Origin of the sequence: Hymenobacter baengnokdamensis (assembly GCF_008728635.1) — a bacterium.
Classification (GTDB): Bacteria; Bacteroidota; Bacteroidia; order Cytophagales; family Hymenobacteraceae; genus Hymenobacter; species Hymenobacter baengnokdamensis.
Genome location: NZ_CP044285.1, coordinates 2,478,242 through 2,494,307, shown reverse-complemented (window position 1 = coordinate 2,494,307; position 16,066 = coordinate 2,478,242). Strand labels below are relative to the sequence as shown.

The following is a 16,066-nucleotide window of genomic DNA, read 5'->3' as shown; positions in this document are numbered from 1 at the left end:
TAGCAGATGTGGTGGCCAAGAACGAAATTATTATACTGTTGCGCAGCCAGTTTAACCAGTCAAACTGATGACCCGCCAAGACGAGATTGACCGTGTTTACAACAACAAGCCTCATGTTGTGCTGCTTGGGGCTGGGGCTAGCATTGCCGCAACTATTCGGAATCCGGAGCCGGGTGGGAAGCGTCTACCTTCAATGTACAGCATTGCAGACGTAGTGGGCCTACAGGACATAATCGCCAAGCTACCGCCTCACATCGTTGACCCTAACTTCGAAAAGCTGTACAGTACCCTGTACGATGAAATGCCCAAAAGCCCGCTGCTTGAGGTCATCAATCATCGGATTTATCAGTATTTTTCAAAAATGACGTTGCCTCCGGAGCCAACCATTTATGATTACCTGGTTTGCTCACTGCGAACGGAGGATGTTATCGCCACGTTTAATTGGGACCCGTTCCTCTACGAGGCTTGGAACCGAAACACTGAGTTCTTTACCGGGGGTAAACGCTCTTCAGAATGTACCCAATGGCACGAGTCGCCACCCAACGTACTATTCCTGCATGGCAACGTGCGCCTTGGATACAGCCGAGAGGACCAAAGAGCCGGACCAGTAGGTTATTCCATGCGTGCGGATGGAAGTGGTTTCTTCGAGCCGACGCAACTTTTATACCCTGTAACCCACAAAGACTATAATTCCGACGAGTTCATCGCCTCGCAGTGGCACATATTACAGGAGCGCCTAGAAAGGGCAGCGCGGGTGACTATTTTTGGCTACAGCGCACCGAAAACCGATGTCGAAGCAATAGACCTGTTGAAAAGTGCCTGGGGAGGGGCAGAACTCCGGAACATGGAGCAGTTTGAGTTAATTGATGTTCGCCCCGAACAGGAAGTAAAAGCGTCGTGGGATGGGTTCATTCACTCCCACCACTACGACTACCATACCAACTACTTTGATTCTAGCTTAGCGCGGCATCCGCGTCGCACGTATGAAAGTTACGTGCATATGACTATGCCAAGGACCATAGACGAGGCGTTCCAAGATGGCAACCCAATACCGCGCGACTTCACTACGCTTCAGGAGTTGTGGGATTGGCTCGGCCCGCTAAAAGCAGCAGAAAAAGCATTCGAGGAGCGAGAATGACAATACTCCGTAGAAATACGGTGGCGTTAAAATCAGGTGTTTCCACGCTAGTGCGAGACCGGGTAGGGCCAACACATTTGTCCATTTAACCCAAATATACTTTAAGATACCGTTACATTTACCAGCATGCCACTACCCGCTCGCCAGCGTAAAGCACCTGATGATGGTGACTTCGAGCGCGTCGCCAACCAGTTACACCCGGCGCAGTTCGAGCTTCCGCGTCCAGCACAATCCGATGCTAGTGGGGATTTTCGAGCACACCTTAAAGCTGAGCTCGACAATTACCTTAACTACCACCTAACGTACGTCAAGCCCCACACCGATGATGTGGCCTTATACGAGGGTGACGAGCAAAGCCCGCTCACGGATAAAATTCAGCGTCTTACCGAAGGAATCATCGAAGCCGTCGAGTGTTACTACCGGGGAAGACTGCTCCAAGCTGACGAAGCGTTCAGAGCGGCACTGAACTTCGTTGATTTCAACAACCTGACATCAATCGAGACGATAAGGGCGCACCACTCCTTCTACCGCGCCAGGCCCGAAGGAACCAAGAGGTTCACGAAGCGCGACTTATTTCATCATCCTTTTGAAAGCCGTGGTTTGGTAGGCACTAACCGCTACAGCATTCCCGGCCTACCTGCCCTCTACCTTGGCGATTCTACCTACGTCTGCTGGGAAGAGCTTAACAAGCCACGCCTACACTCTTTGAACTTCAGTAGGTTCGAGAACGTCAGAGACCTGAAGGTCGTCAAGCTCCAGCGGTTGACTGACTACCTGCCTCAACTGCGTGCCGTGGTACCCAACCTCCACAACCGTTACACCTATTTGCTTAGGTACCTCGCGCTGTTCCCACTATCCATCACTTGTTGCATCAAGACCAAGTCAACTACGGACACGTTCAAACCGGAATACGTCATTCCGCAGTTGCTCTTGCAGTACGTGACGAGCGAGAAGGAGACGATGTCGGGTATCATGTACCCGTCTACCAAAGCGGATTACGGCATCGCAAGAGGCGTACTTCTTTACAATTACGTCTTCCCAGTTAAGGATATCCAGGGTAGTGGACACTGTAGCGACTTGGCTGCGGCTTTCGCTCTTACGGAACCAACCTCGATTGACGTAGAGTCGATGGCTTCTTACGGTAATGTGCGACCATTCACGCTGGACGAATGCAACGAAATGGACAGCAATCCGCAAACACTTGCCCTGGTGGTGGATGACCCTAGAGATTACTTGATGACGGGATTTGGCTTCATTGAACGCACGTTAAGGAAGAGAAATCCAAAATTGCTCACACCGTAACGAAGCTGATTGATGAGGTACGACAACACAAAGGGCTTCTGGTCAACTCTATTCAAAGGCCAGGAGCACGCCCGGCCTACCCGAAAACTGAAAAGAACGGCCTGGGAAAACCAATGGCTCAACGTGTTGCGCGTGTGGCGCAACACGCGCCACGATGATGCGGGCATCGAGCGACTCATTCGCCTCAAACTCATTTGGCTACAGTACGCTACGATTGGCTTGTACGTCAGGCACTTTAGCGGGCTGTGTGGGCTACTGGCGCGAAAACTTTGGGTGGAGGTGTACGTCGTCCTCAAACTGCTTCTGCCCCTTGCCTTTTTACTACTTGGCCTAACTCGCTACGGATGCGTTGCAGTAATTTCTGCTTATATGACGCTAGAAACGGTCATTTATTTGGCTTCACTCATCTTCCTGTCTGACGAGTTTTCCGAGCCAATCTCCTCCCGGCGTTCCTTGTCAACGCTGCTGATAAACTACGTGCAGGTGTCGCTAGATTATGCCGTAATCTACTCCTACTCCAGTCACGCGAACCCCGACTTCTTAAAAGAACCTTTGGATTCGACAATAAAGGCAATCTATTTTAGCTTCGTCACGTCGGCAACGGTGGGCTATGGAGACATCTATCCGTGCACCGGGTTTGGGCAGTTTTTAGTGGTTTCGCAGATAGTATTGTTCCTAGTATTTGTCGCACTATTCATCAACTTCTTTTCCTCTAAGCTGCAAACCAACTATCATATTACTAATCCGAAAAAAAGAACTAAGCACTGGATGCCCCAACGTAGGAAGAAGAGGTACGAAATCAAAGTGACCATAACGGATAACAAGTGAGCAAGCACCTTCTTTGCAGCGACTGCGCGAAAGACCCAAACCTCAGCGCGGTCATCAACACGCAGGGCCAGGCAGGCAGGTGTTCGCTATGCATGCGGCAGCGCCTGCGCACGATGCCCACCATCCAGTTGGCCAATCTAGTTAAGACTCTCGTTCGCTACCATTGCAACGCGCCATGCGGGCCGCTACGGCACCCGCCTGCGGGCCGAGCTGCACGCCGAGGGCCACCTAGTGGGCCGTTGCGCGCTGCGGAGCTGGCTCCGCGCCAGCGGGCAACGTGCCCTGAGCACCCGCCCCCAGCGTCCGCGCACCACGGCGGACGGGTCGGCCACAGTGGTGGCCGAGAACCGACTGCTGGGCCAGCCCGCGCCCACGCACCCCAACCAGGTATGGGTGGGCGACATTACTTACTTACCTGCCGCTGGTAGGCGGCCGCTGGTGCTACCTGGCCACGTGGCGCGATACCTGTTCGCGCCGGGTGGTAGGCTGGCACCTGGCTGCACAGATGCCCACCGAATTGGTGCTCATTGCCTTGGAACAAGCCCTGACGCTGCGTCAGCCCGCGCCAGGGCTGCTCATCCACGCGGACCGGGGCAGCCAGTACACCAGCTTGGCCTGCCGCCAGCGCAGCAGGCGGGCGCACTGGCCAGCTACGCCCGGCCGGGCAACCCTTAGGATAACGCACAGGCCGAAGCCGGCTGGAGCACCATCAAAACCGAGCTGCTGCCCCACAGCGGCGCGTTCGCCAGCGTGGAAGAGGCCCGGCTGGAAGTGGCCTACTATCTCGATACGTACTTCAACCTCGACCGCCGCCACTCGGCACTCGGCTACCGCTCGCCTCACCAGTTTGAAGCCGACCTCCTCCAACACCTACCTTAGCTCTCTGTCCGTTCCAGCTAGACCACCCCAGGTAGTGGGCCGCCAACTCGGCCAGGGGCTGGCGCTCGGTGAGGGCGGCCAATGCCACCTCAGCTTTAAACTCGGCCGTGTAGCGACGGCGGGTGCGTTTGGGACTCATGGACTTGACTAAGATAGCCCGCCTGAACTGTCCAACTTTTGGGGAGTACTACACCCAGAGTACCTGCATGGGATGGTCTAGTTACGCTGGACAGTTTAGGGCGTTAAGTTGAAGAATCTGTTGGTGAGTATGATACGGAGTCTGGTAGTCGATACTGGAGTGCAGGCGCTCGTGATTATAATAATCAAAATAGTCGGCGACGCTGGTCTGCGCGTCGGCTAGGTCGGCAAAAACGGGCCGTTCGCGCAGTTCGAGCACCTCCGTTTTTAGGCGCGACCAGAGGCTTTCAGCTTGGGCATTACCGTAGCAGTCGCCGCGGCGGCTCTGCGAGCGCAGGGCCTCGTGGTCGTGCAGTAGTTTGCGATACACCTTGCCGCAGTACTGCCCGCCGCGGTCGGAGTGCACGAGTAGGCCGGGTGTGGGCGGCTGGGCCCAAAAAGCGCGCTGCAAGGCCGTGGTAAGCAGCTCCTCGGGCATGGTTGCCATGACGTGCCAGCCCAGCACCTGCTTGCTGACCATGTCCTGAAAGGCGCACAGATAAGCCCAGTCTCCATTGGCCAGCGGCAGATAAGTGATATCACTGACCCATACCTGATTAGCTTGAGTAGGTTTGGGCTGGTTGAGCAGCCGGTTGGGGTCGCAACGTAGCCCGTGCGTCGAGTCAGTCGTGCGTGGGGTAAATGATTTAGGTTGCAGCGCGTGTAGGCCTCGACGGTGCATGGCTGCCCGTAGGCGCTGGCGACCAACGCGGTAGCCCTTGCGGCGCAAGGCGACCTGCGGCCGACGCGTGCCGTAGCGGCGTTTGTGCCGGCCGAAAACCTTGACCAGCGCCTCTTCCCAAGCAGGCGCCTGTTTATCATTTACTTGTTCTTGAGCTTGTTGCCACGCATAGTAGCCGCTGACTGGCACCGCGACTACCTGGCAAAGCAAGCGCACGGGGTACTGATTCCGCTGCGCTTCGATAAAACGATAGCGGCTCATTGGTTGTCGGTCACCGAGAAGATGGCAATGGCTTTTTTTAAAATCTCGAGCTCCTGGGCCTGGCGTCGATTCGTGGCCCGCAGTTGGCGCAGTTCAGCGGCTGTGGCGGGGTCCAACTCCGCACCCCGTGCGGCGGCCACCGGCGTAAGAGCTTCCTTTTGCCACTTGTAGAGTAGCTTGACATTAATATTTAAGGCCCGCGCGGCGGCTTGGGTCGAGCGGCTTTCACCGGCTAGCCGCAGAGCCTCCGCTCGAAAGGCGGCGTCATAACGCCGGCGTTTAATAGGTTGAGGGTTGTCTTTCATGACGTGCGAAAGATAAGACCCTATTCTGTCCAGAATTACCCGACCACCTCAGTACCGAACGACCACAGTTAGTTAACTCACTCTGGTGGCCGCTCACGCGGCCACGTTGTAATCAAGGGCATCCACTAGCCGCTCGTTTTCACCGGCCAGCACGTCCTTTCCAGGGCATACAATCGCGCTTGAATCACTAGGTTAGGAGTGCTAACATATTAGCTACGCTTCATCGACAAGCACATTATTGGCCAGCAGGAGCTCGGCTAAATCATTACTTTCTTCTTCAATCCATTCATCAGCAGTCAGCAGACTGCTAATCAGTCGTTGCTGTGGCAATGTAAACAGACTGTCTTCTGAATCATCGCCTTGCAAATGCATTTTCCAGTGGGCCTTGTCCCATTTGCTATTATGGTTAAGCGAACCAGCTTTTTTTCGTTTTTCCTTGGTTACGGCTACGGGAGTTATACCCGTCACGAAGTGGGTTGCGAATCCAGGAGGTGAAAGTTGAGGGTAAGTAAGGACGCGAGTTCTTGGCCGAACTCGTTGAGTCGGGAGAAGAAGCCGAGCACGGCTTGTCGGAAGTGGCCCTTGGTGCGGTAAAAGGTGGCGTTGATGATTTTCTGGCGCAGGAACTTCCACAGGCGCTCAATCAGGTTCAGGTTGGGCGAATAGGGCGGCAGAAAGACCTGCACCAGGGGCTTATCGGCCAGCCACTGGGTCAGTTCCTGGTTTTTGTAGTAGCGGGCGTTGTCGCAGACCACGTAAATCGGTTGGCTGGGATGGGCGGCCAGCAGCTGTTCGTATAAGGCTTTTGTGCTCTGGGCGTTGACGCAGGCCGTTTCGTGCACGTACACCTGCGTAGGGCAGTGCGCGTTGAGGGCCGCGTTCAGATTCACCCGTTCGCGTCCGCTGACCGTAGGCAGGGGCCGCTGTGCGCCTTTTTCGGTCCAGGCCCGGGTGCAGCGGGTGTTGTGGGTGGGGTGGGCCGCGTCGGCAAAATACACCACGGCGTCGCCGGCCGCAGCCCGTTCCAGCAGGGGCTGCAACCGGTTGGCCAGAAAAGCGGCCTGCGCGTCGGCGTCCGCTTCGCAAGGCATGGGCGTGGTGAGCTTGTACACAAAGCCCAACCGGTGTAGCAGGTCCGTCAGGCCCGAAACCGAGTAGCGCACGCCGGTGGCCTGTGTCAGCCAGGCCTGCAACGGGCGGCAGTCGGTGTACAGGGTCCGGCGCAGCTCCTGGCACAAGCCGGCGAGTTGGGTGCTGGTCAGCAGCCCCCAGTAGCCGCGCTGCTCGTGGGCCAGGTACTTCTCCAAGCCCAACCGGGCAAAGGCCTCGGCGTAGCGGTACACCGTGCCATCATCCAGCCCCAAATCGTCGGCAATGCTTCCCGCCGAGCGCCCCTTGTCCAGCAACAGCACCACCGTCACTTTTACGTAGCCCTCGTCATCGCGCCGTTGCTTTTGCAACGCACGCAACCGTTGGCGCTCCGGGTCGGTGAGGGAAACCTGCATGCCGCAAGTTTAATCAACGGCTTTCGCTTTTTACTTCGCGACGAGTTTAAATAGCTCGTGGCCGACCTTAGCCTCGACAAGCAGATGTGGCAGGACGTGCTCAAAAAAAGTTTTAAGGCCCGGACCGCTAGGCACGCGGCCCAACACCTCCTCCACGCCTATCACATCTTGGCCCGACGAGCTTGCCGGGTCATCGGCTTACAGCGTTCGAGTTGGTCCTATAAAGCCCATGGCCGGGACGATACCGTGCTACGTCATCGTTTACGCGAGTTGGCTCAGGTGCCAAGTCCGCTACGGCTGGCGCCGGCTTCACATGCTGTTGCGCCGGGAGGGATGGCCTGATAACCACAAGCGGGTACATCGCCTTTCCTGTTCGGAAGGCTTGAACTTACGCAGTGAACGGCCACGGCGTAATCGGGCGGCGGCGTCACCACCTAGCGCGCATGGCGGTGACGCCGCCGCCTCAGAGGTGGCGCATAGATTTTGTAGCGGATAAGCTATTCGACGGGCGTATAATCCGGGTCTTAACGCTAGTCGATAACTTTGATAAAACCCCTAGTATAGTGGCGCAACCCGGCCGCTCCTCTTGGAGTGGACTAGCTACGCTAGAATTTACCCGTATTCAACAAGACGCCTATCACATTACTGCCAAAGTTGCTCGTGGCGATATCCAGCCGACCGTCTCCATTGAAATCGCCCACCGTTACGTCGTGGGGGCCAGTCCCCCCGCTCCGGTAGAGTCGAGCAGCAGAACTAAACACGGCAGCCTTAGCCGTAGAATTACTCAATATGGAAATGGTAGTGCCGGTTTTTGCCTCGTAATCTGCAACTATCACATCGGGTAGGCCGTCGCCCGTGATATCGCCTGCGCCGAGCCCTACCGGACCAGATGCCGCGGTAGCGTAGGCAGTAGCCGGCAAAAAAGTGCCGGCTGCCGTTTGGTAATTGAGTAAGACACTCACCGTCCCACTGGCCATATTGGTCACCAGAATGTCACTTAGGCCATCCAGGTTGACGTCCCTGCAGAGGAGCGCGCGGGGCGAGGTTCCGCCAGTAGCGTAGGATACGGGCGTAGCGAAGGTCCCAGGGCTTTGCGTGGAGTTGAGCAGAACGCCGACCGAATTACTGGTTTGGTTCGCAACAATAATGTCAAGTTGCCCGTCCCCATCCACATCACTTACTGCCAGGCCCTCGGGCCGGGTTCCGCCGCTCGGATACAGCTGGGCGGCCTGAAAAGTACCCGGGGCCGTAGGGGAATTGAGCAAAACTCCGATCTTATTGCCCACCGTCGCGGCCAGGACAATATCCAGGAGCCCATCCTTATTGACATCCCCCAGTGCTATCCCCCGCGGCAGCAGCGAGCCACTCCCATACACGCTAGCCGGCGCAAATAAAGCCGGGCTGTTCGTGTTCAGCAGCACACTGACCGTACTGCTGGTTTCGTTGACCAGGACGACGTCGGGGTAGGTATCGCCATTGACGTCCCCCACTGCTAAGGCGACCGGATACAGCCCTTTAGTAGAAAAGCTCGCCGGGGCAGTGGCAAACGTACCGGGCTGCGCGACTTGGTTAAGCAGCACACTCAGGGTATTCGCGCTCGAATTAGCCACCAGCAAATCGGCCAGGCCATCCGCATTCACATCGGCGGCCGCAATACCCTGGGGACTGCCGCCTGCCGCGTAGCTGACTGCCCCCGCAAAACTTTGCGCGCGGGCAGTGAGGTGAAAACACAGACTACTGAGACTAACGGCTACCGCGACCCGTACCCAAGAGAGCATCGGATGGCGGGTCGGCACGAAGGCGGGGGATAGGTTCATGCTAACCGGTGATGAAATACTAGGTTGATAGCAAGGATACTCGCTTTTTGTGGGCTTTCAATAGGGGGCCGTTACCTCACCTGCGTTGGACGGGTGGCCTCAAGGGAGGGCGTTCTAGCGGGTCTGGTTAAATTTGGGGAGCTATCTGGTTACAGTTATCAGTTGTGCACTCACTATAGGTATCCCCCGCATCATCCCCATTGCTGTAAATCCAATGGTAGGTCCACTGACAACATTGCCCATACGTCTGCTTCGTTGGGGCGCCATTCGGTTGCGCCTGCTCCCACTGATTATTGCGCAGGCGATTCGGAATGCTGCTGTCGGTAAACGGACAAGCAGGGCGAGCACAGGTGGATGATGCCCCGTTGTCCTCCCATTTTAGGGTGCCAAACGAACTACTCAAGGAATTTATATCGCTTATCTGCCGCTCCTCAACGCCAGTATAGTTTCCATCGCCATCTACTTTACACCGGTAGTCAGTCGTGAGCCAATTAGGGGCGGTAAGTTGCCCGTAGTTATAGTCATACTGCTTCACTACTTTCTTGGTAGAGGCCGCAATACCCGTCCCATCCAGTGCTTCTTGAGAGACCTGCCGTAAGCGCCCGGTGGGCGTATACTCATACTGGGTGAATAGATTGTCGTTATCCAGGCTGAAAAGCAGTTGATTGGAGCGCGGGTCATAGACCCGGCTCGTGACGGTGGACGTGAGCGGAGCCACCCGGAAGTCATCAAAATTAGCCGCGGCTACGCCATCGTTGGCACAGCCAAATTCAATGGTTTGGCCGGAGGCCGAAGCGGGCACCGTTACCAGCAGGGAGAGCAAGTACCACGCACCCGCCTTCTTCGTCGTGCTACTACTCCGCGAGCTTTCGGCCAACCGGCGACCGTTAAGGGAAGCATAGATCTTGCCCGCCGTTGCATTGGCATTAGCCCAGGCGCTGACACGGTAGGTTTTGCCCAGCGTCACATCCCGCCCCGCCTGGGCCTGGTAGACAAAGCCTTTCTTGCCACCGGCGACTTGCAGGCTATAAAATCCCGTGTGCGTGGGGGCAGTAGGCGCGGCCACGGCTATTCCGTCCGCCGCCACCACTTCCCCGCCAAAATGCGTGGCCCCCGCTACCGTAAGCTGGTCTTCTGCTCCCGCGTACGCGACTTCGGTGTACCGGGCGTTACTGGCTGACACTACTACTTGCGTTTGATTATAGCCCGTCTTCTGAACGGCGTAGCTGCCGTTCACATCTCGCGCTTCCACCGCGTGGGAGTAATGATCATAGCGGACGGTCTCCCCCGTTTTGAGCCAGCGGCTGTCCGGCGTTCCATTCCAGTTAAAGGGCGTAAAATCCTTGAGAGAACCGTCGGTATCCAGTACCGGAGATTGCCAGGTATAGGTAGCGGCCTGCCGCCAGACCGGCGTTTGACCAGCTATATCCTGGTACATGCCGGTAGCATCCGCTTCGCGGTAATTGGTCCAGTTGCTCTGCCAGGTTTGCACACTGGCCGAGAGCACATGCGAAGTAGCCGGATTGAGGGGGTTGAGTGGGTCATAGGCTGGGCCGCCCGGTACCTCCTCTAAGGTATAGACTGCTCCCTGTTGGGCCAGCATATGCCTATTTGTCGGATTATCCCCCTTCGCCCCCATCGCCTCATTGCCCGGTAACGTGTAAGCAGGTAGGGTACGTGTGTGTAGTATTTTACCCAATGAATTCGTAAAAGCAGTTTCTAATGTCTGACCGGTATAAAAGTCATAGAGCACATTATTAGTCAGAATACTTAAGCCGTTACGTGTGCTGCGTGACCCTGTCATAATTGCCGGCACATACTCTTTAGTAGTTCGGTTTACTTGGTAGTGATTAATTATAGTAGTCACTGGTGGCATGACGGATCCAGCACCCCTAGCACCTCTGGAAGTACTGCCTTGGTTAGTCGGAATGCCTAATTCTTCATTAGTAAGAACACCTTCTGAAAAATTTCCTTGCCTAGCCACATTATCCGCATTAGCTACTTGATTTGCATACATAAAGTCACTACTCAGCTCTAAGCTACCCTGCCTATTATATGTTCGCACCGACTTAGGCCGGCCAATCAAGCCCGTATTGATCCTAACTTGATTATTATATAAGTCAGCAATACCTGTGTAGTTATTATTAATTGGATCCCAGAAGCCTTTTGTACTAGTACCACTAAGGCCCTCGGTTACCATATCCGAGGTGGGTGTAAAAAACTCGTATACTTCCTTACTATCGTATAAATTTTCATTATTTTCATGGAAAGGCCCACGTAAAACGGTCACTTTATTATATAGAACTGGAGTAGTAGGATAGTCAAATTGATAATCTGTAGGCCGACTTAACTTCCCGAGAAATGAGGGTTCTTTGGTAAGCACACCTGTACTGTTGTAGCTTGTGCCCCTTGAGTCCTCATATTTGTAAACAACTTTGTATTCCCTGTCTCCTTCGGTAGTAGTTATGCTGGCTACTCGTATATCACCTCCGATTACATTTTTTGGCGTATATACTTGCACGTAAGGGGAGTAATTATCATTGGTAATGACACTTTGTGCACCGCAGGGCAGATTGAAGCTGGAAGTAAGCGTAATGCTGTTACTATTAACAGAAGCTATTTGAAGGACACCATCTATTTGCACGCCCACTGATGAGAAGCCAGTTCTTGGACAGGTACTAACGAGATTTGCTACTACTCTTACCTTATCTCCAGCCTTCAGCACGTTACCAAGGTCGTCATTTAAAATAGTGGCCTGTTCTGGCGCTAATGTTAAGGTCGAGACCCCATCACTGGTGAATCCGATTACAGAATTGCCATATTCTGACACATGAGCATATTGATCACGTTCGTACGAGATGGTGGTAGCGCCTCCTAAAGGAGAGGTAACTTTAGTAAGCGTCCAAGGTGCGGCATAGATAGCAGGATCCGGCTTATGGCTCGTGGTATTATGCATGCCATTGGGATTATACATCCCGTAAGCATCCCAGTTTTCTTGTGAATAAGCGGGATTCGTGTTGGCAGCTGTTTGACCGAGAGCCTCGTAGCTAAAAGTGAAATCAGGAATAATTTTGGTTGGCGTTTGGTTAACTGTTGGACCAAAGAACGACAAGCTTTTCAGCGTTAATTTTCCGCCCCTGTTAACAGTAGAGTGAGCCACATCCATGGACGGGAGACTAGCTAGCTGGTTATCTTGATACGTAAATGAGTTCGGTACTCCCCGGCATAGTTCGTAACTGTAGTTGAAGCGTATGCGCTTAATAGCATTAGCCTCTATAAATTGCTGGATACGCGGGTCAGTCGTCAAGTCAAAGCCATCTAATACCTGTCCGAAGTCATCGCCGCAAGTACTGCAATTAGTATTTGTGGAATTGCCCGCGGTATTATTGCTTAAGGCGGGCGTGGAAACAGGGTCATTTTGCAGCCGAATCCCATCCACTTTTTGGGCCTTTTCAAGCGTACTATTATCCAACAGGATAATTTCATCGAGCCGCAACGAAGAGGCTGGAAAATGATCATCAATACCTAAATCATTTGCGTGAAAAGAGCCATCTGGGCCAAATACTCCAGAGTAACGATCAAAATGACCTCGACCATCCTGCCGAACGCTCTTTACGAATAAAGCAGAGTTAGTGCGGGTACTGATTTTATCTAAGTAATAGCTTTCACGATAGCCCTGAGTGTAACCTTCGTACACAATTGGGTCAGAGGTATCGGGGTAGCTGGTGCCCACGTAAGGTTGACGCCATTTATAGCGAGAGGAAAATTTCCCATAGTCAAATCTCACCCATCCCCCCCAGTCGCTAGCATCAACCGTACCTGAGTTGTTACGGTCAATATAGTCTGAGGAGGTAATGGCGGTGAGCAACCATGTCGTTGCATAACCCCCGTGTTGGTTATTCGGACTCGGGGCGCCTTCATTCTTAATATAGCTGCCGAGATGGCCAACAGTGGTAGATAGCTGGTTTTCGCTGGACTTAGTACATGTTTTAAATTGATATACTGGCAGCGAGTAATGATAGGTCGTCCCGTCCTCTCCCGTTACGGCAAAGGCCCCAATTCCACTAGGGGGCAATTGATGGCGGAACGTATTGGCCGTACCAATTCCGGCCGTTGGCTGATTATAATCGAGAAAGTCACTGGTGCCAGGGTTAGCACTCAATTGCTCAATTTCAGCGTTGCTATACCACACGACATGCTTTCCTTGTACAAGTTGCGGCGTGCCAGCGGAAGGATTAACTAGCCCTTTGCGGGTCGCTTCGATGCGCGCATGCGCCGCAAATAGGCGCTCGTCCGTAATGGTGACGGACTGTTTGTCGGCACTTACCTGAAAGCCAATATCTTGTCCATTCTGATGATAATCGTAAGTATTCGAAAGATCTCCTTCGTATCTAAAACCGACCTTATAATCCTGGAAAGGCACGGTCATGTACTTGAGATGTTTATCACAGTCTGCTGTTTTTATCCATGGATAGGCTACACTGCCAACATCTAGTCGGTAAGGTCGTATCGAACCAGAAACGCCCTCTCCCATCACACTAAAGTAGTCATGGGCTATACTTATGGGGTTGCCCGCGCCATTGGGCTGGTAGATATCTGCCGCCGTCTCCTCTAGGTGCGTACCTGGGTCTAGGGTCGTCCCGGCGCAATCCCGAGTAGCTAGGAATTCAGGAGATTTCCCCCGCTTCCTCCAGTTGGGGTAATAGTAGGACCAGTCCCTGTAATACTTGTCTGTTGACTTAATTGACCGAAATATAAGGATCCATAAGCGTGCTCTATTGTATTATTTGCCTGTATAGTGTAAGTGTCGGATTCTATATAATCACCAATTGTATAACTAGTAATGCTATTGCCAAAAGAGGCAGTGCCGCCCATTCGCCCAAGCCCAAAAGCCCCTACCGCTACACCTATGCCTATATTTGTCGCGGTTTGATCAAATGCTTTAACACCAAGACTAGTCGCTTTCTCCGCAATACTAGCCCCACCTAATGTTGCGATAGTAACGGCCGCCATCATTAATCGTACTGGATCTATGGTCGCTCCTTGCCCTTTTTGGTAGCCCAGCCCTACTACGTCGCCTCCCGCAATTCCATCATTATTCCAATTGACGCTTGCTAATCCTATCAGGTCGACAGTACCGGAGAATTTTCCACTATACATCTCCTCAGTTACAGAGAATACTAGGGGGATATAATTTATTGTACTCACATCCGAAACCCGTTTATGCATATTGGAAACCGATATGTCTCCGTTCGCGTCGTCGGCATAGCCATTCACTGTTCGTGCAATTGCACCAGCATTAAGCGACCAACCCAAGCCTACCCAGGAAGCTTCTTGCTCCAGCTGAATACCTGCCTTATAACTAAGAGGAAGCGAAAAAGAGCGCTCAGGACCCGGAACATCTAACACGGGAATACTATAAGCAAAGTCACCAGTTGACAGGTTGACTAAGTCAGTTGCCCCAGGTGCTTCATAGCTAATAAACTCGGGCTGACTCGGACCTGACATCGCAAGGCTTATGGCAGGAAAGAACAGACTACTACTTACTTGTAGCAGTAAGTAACAGGCTATAACCTGCGCCAGGCGGCGATTGCGAAATATCATATGGGAAAACCGTAAGGATAAGACAATAGGAACGGAGAAGTCAGTCGAACTTAAGCACCGGCAATGCAGCTAAGTCCCGGCCTGTAAAGGTGAAGCGAAGCATATCTAGCCCGAGGCGTTGGCCGCGTAGGGTAAGGTGAAAGCCTTGCTCGGGTTTTAGCTGATGCGTATCAAAGACAAGTAGCAGCGTACTATGGCCAGTGGCACCGTACTGACGCACGTACATGCTAGCCGCAGCAGGCACCGAATCGGTAGGGGTAGTGGCTAGAAAAGCATCAGCAGCAATGCCCGTGTTGAGATAGCTGAGTACCTGCTGATAGGCGGCCGGGTCATTGACGAACTGGTTCTCAATCTCACTGCCATTTCGGGCCAGCGTTAAGGTGCAATAGGTTTTGCCCGCATAGGCGCGGGCCAGTGAGTCGCGAGTGGCAGGGCTAGCAGCAGCAATACCCGTTAAGTCTTGTAATACCAGTAGGGAGGTAGGGCGATAAGTGCAGGTAACAGTTGCCCCGTTTGATTCAGTGCTATGCGTAAGCCCATGCGTAGCATCGGCCAGGTAGGCTTGATAGGCTGCGGGTGGCAAGGGAGCCGTGCAGCTGCTTAGTAGCAAACTGAGCCCGCTCAGCAGACGAGGGAAGAGCTGGCTTGAACGTGCGTGACGAAGTAAGACAGGGAGCATATTAGCGGGCCGCACGGACGTGCTGACGGTCGTACTGGGCATTGAGACCCTTTAGGACGTCCTCCGTGATATCGGTGCCCTCAGCGGCATACACGATGTTGCCGCTCTCGGTGGCCCCGAGGATGAAAGTGTAGTGGTGGTCCTTGCCGTACTGCTTGAGGTAGGCATTTATCTCGTCGAGCACGGCTTTAGTCAGCCGCTGGTTTTCTTGCTGGGCCTGCTGCTGGATGGCATCGCGGTAGCGCAGGAGTTGTTGCTCCTTGGTGGTGCGGGTAGCCGCGGGCGCTTTGCTCAGGGCTTGCAGCTCAGTGCTGAGCGAATCGACACGCTGCTGCCAGCCTTGTGCTTTTGCTTTAAATAACTCGTGCTGAGTAATAGCGCCTTTATAACCTTGAATGAGATTGTTAGATTTTATGTAACAAATCTCAGTTTTATGCTGACAAGAAGTTGTCACATAAACCAAAGCTAATACTATATAATAACTACTTTTTAAAAAGATTGAGTAGTACGATTTCTGCTTCAATTTCTGCTTCGTTTGATACGTTAACATGATATTTTTTATTTTCAATACTATTGAAAAAATCTTGGTACAAACCCCAGCTGTTAAATTTATTCAAATAATACATAAAATATGAAGGCCATATCCATTCTCCATCACTATAGTAAGATTGTGGCTCAATTATCTCTCCAGTATCTAAATCTTTAAAATAATTCATCCAGCCAAAAACGATGGGGCAATTTCTAAAATAAATTCTAGATAAATGTAGCTTAGAGCTAGCTATAAATTTAGGATTATGCTCAGACGCTTTCTTAAAATCTAAAAAATCTACAGCGTCTAGAATGGCATCATGTTGTTTGATAAATCCAATAAGCTTCATGCTAAAATTAT

Annotated in this window: 15 protein-coding genes and 1 pseudogene; 6 read left to right on the top strand and 10 right to left on the bottom strand. The window is 53.0% G+C overall.

Going from position 1 to position 16,066, the window contains the following annotated elements:
• Positions 1-67 precede the first annotated feature (67 nt).
• From F6X24_RS10600 to F6X24_RS10580, 5 genes and pseudogenes are all read left to right on the top strand, one after another.
• Positions 68-1,138: a hypothetical protein gene (locus tag F6X24_RS10600; protein WP_151087970.1), complete on the top strand. Its 1,071-nt coding sequence runs from the start codon at positions 68-70 to the stop codon at positions 1,136-1,138.
• Between the two features lie 126 nt (positions 1,139-1,264).
• Complete coding sequence (locus tag F6X24_RS10595) at positions 1,265-2,440, top strand: RES domain-containing protein (RefSeq protein ID WP_151087969.1); 1,176 nt, start codon at positions 1,265-1,267, stop codon at positions 2,438-2,440.
• A 12-nt stretch (positions 2,441-2,452) separates the two neighbouring features.
• The gene (locus F6X24_RS10590; RefSeq protein ID WP_151087968.1) at positions 2,453-3,268 is read left to right on the top strand and encodes a potassium channel family protein; all 816 of its coding nucleotides are present in this window, start codon (positions 2,453-2,455) and stop codon (positions 3,266-3,268) included.
• Positions 3,269-3,683: 415 nt separating this feature from the next.
• Positions 3,684-3,842: pseudogene (locus tag F6X24_RS19475) on the top strand (DDE-type integrase/transposase/recombinase); the annotation flags it as partial.
• Positions 3,843-3,976: 134 nt separating this feature from the next.
• On the top strand, positions 3,977-4,147 hold the full coding sequence (locus tag F6X24_RS10580; protein WP_151087967.1) for an IS3 family transposase: 171 nt from the start codon (positions 3,977-3,979) through the stop codon (positions 4,145-4,147).
• Between the two features lie 220 nt (positions 4,148-4,367).
• Here F6X24_RS10580 and F6X24_RS10575 read toward each other — a convergent pair whose 3' ends face one another.
• The 4 genes from F6X24_RS10575 to F6X24_RS10560 all read right to left on the bottom strand — a co-directional run bounded on the left by F6X24_RS10575 (position 4,368) and on the right by F6X24_RS10560 (position 7,077).
• Positions 4,368-5,267, bottom strand: coding sequence for an IS3 family transposase (locus F6X24_RS10575; protein WP_151087966.1), 900 nt, complete (start codon positions 5,265-5,267; stop codon positions 4,368-4,370).
• The gene (locus F6X24_RS10570; RefSeq protein ID WP_151087965.1) at positions 5,264-5,572 is read right to left on the bottom strand and encodes a transposase; all 309 of its coding nucleotides are present in this window, start codon (positions 5,570-5,572) and stop codon (positions 5,264-5,266) included. The genes F6X24_RS10575 and F6X24_RS10570 overlap by 4 nt, the downstream gene beginning before the upstream one ends.
• A 213-nt stretch (positions 5,573-5,785) precedes the next feature.
• Positions 5,786-6,040 (bottom strand): hypothetical protein, encoded by a 255-nt coding sequence (locus tag F6X24_RS10565; protein WP_151087964.1) that lies wholly within the window; start codon positions 6,038-6,040, stop codon positions 5,786-5,788.
• On the bottom strand, positions 6,037-7,077 hold the full coding sequence (locus F6X24_RS10560; protein WP_151086484.1) for an IS630 family transposase: 1,041 nt from the start codon (positions 7,075-7,077) through the stop codon (positions 6,037-6,039). The genes F6X24_RS10565 and F6X24_RS10560 overlap by 4 nt, the downstream gene beginning before the upstream one ends.
• Before the next feature lie 229 nt (positions 7,078-7,306).
• Between F6X24_RS10560 and F6X24_RS19470 the strand changes: the two genes are divergently transcribed.
• Positions 7,307-7,573 carry an IS3 family transposase gene (locus F6X24_RS19470; protein ID WP_151087963.1) on the top strand — a complete coding sequence of 89 codons (267 nt, stop codon included), beginning with the start codon at positions 7,307-7,309 and terminating at the stop codon, positions 7,571-7,573.
• 109 nt (positions 7,574-7,682) lie between these two features.
• Here the strand turns inward: F6X24_RS19470 and F6X24_RS10550 are convergent, their stop codons facing one another.
• From F6X24_RS10550 to F6X24_RS10525, 6 genes are all read right to left on the bottom strand, one after another.
• Positions 7,683-8,894 carry an FG-GAP repeat domain-containing protein gene (locus tag F6X24_RS10550; RefSeq protein ID WP_151087962.1) on the bottom strand — a complete coding sequence of 404 codons (1,212 nt, stop codon included), beginning with the start codon at positions 8,892-8,894 and terminating at the stop codon, positions 7,683-7,685.
• Between the two features lie 127 nt (positions 8,895-9,021).
• Positions 9,022-13,323 carry a hypothetical protein gene (locus F6X24_RS10545; protein ID WP_151087961.1) on the bottom strand — a complete coding sequence of 1,434 codons (4,302 nt, stop codon included), beginning with the start codon at positions 13,321-13,323 and terminating at the stop codon, positions 9,022-9,024.
• Positions 13,324-13,553: 230 nt separating this feature from the next.
• Positions 13,554-14,498, bottom strand: a complete 945-nt coding sequence (locus F6X24_RS10540) for a hypothetical protein (RefSeq protein WP_151087960.1) — start codon at positions 14,496-14,498, stop codon at positions 13,554-13,556.
• A 40-nt stretch (positions 14,499-14,538) separates the two neighbouring features.
• On the bottom strand, positions 14,539-15,081 hold the full coding sequence (locus tag F6X24_RS10535) for a hypothetical protein (protein WP_151087959.1): 543 nt from the start codon (positions 15,079-15,081) through the stop codon (positions 14,539-14,541).
• 97 nt (positions 15,082-15,178) lie between these two features.
• Positions 15,179-15,631, bottom strand: a complete 453-nt coding sequence (locus F6X24_RS10530; RefSeq protein WP_191906287.1) for an OmpH family outer membrane protein — start codon at positions 15,629-15,631, stop codon at positions 15,179-15,181.
• Between the two features lie 28 nt (positions 15,632-15,659).
• Positions 15,660-16,055, bottom strand: coding sequence for a hypothetical protein (locus F6X24_RS10525; protein ID WP_151087957.1), 396 nt, complete (start codon positions 16,053-16,055; stop codon positions 15,660-15,662).
• Between the last annotated feature and the right edge of the window lie 11 nt (positions 16,056-16,066).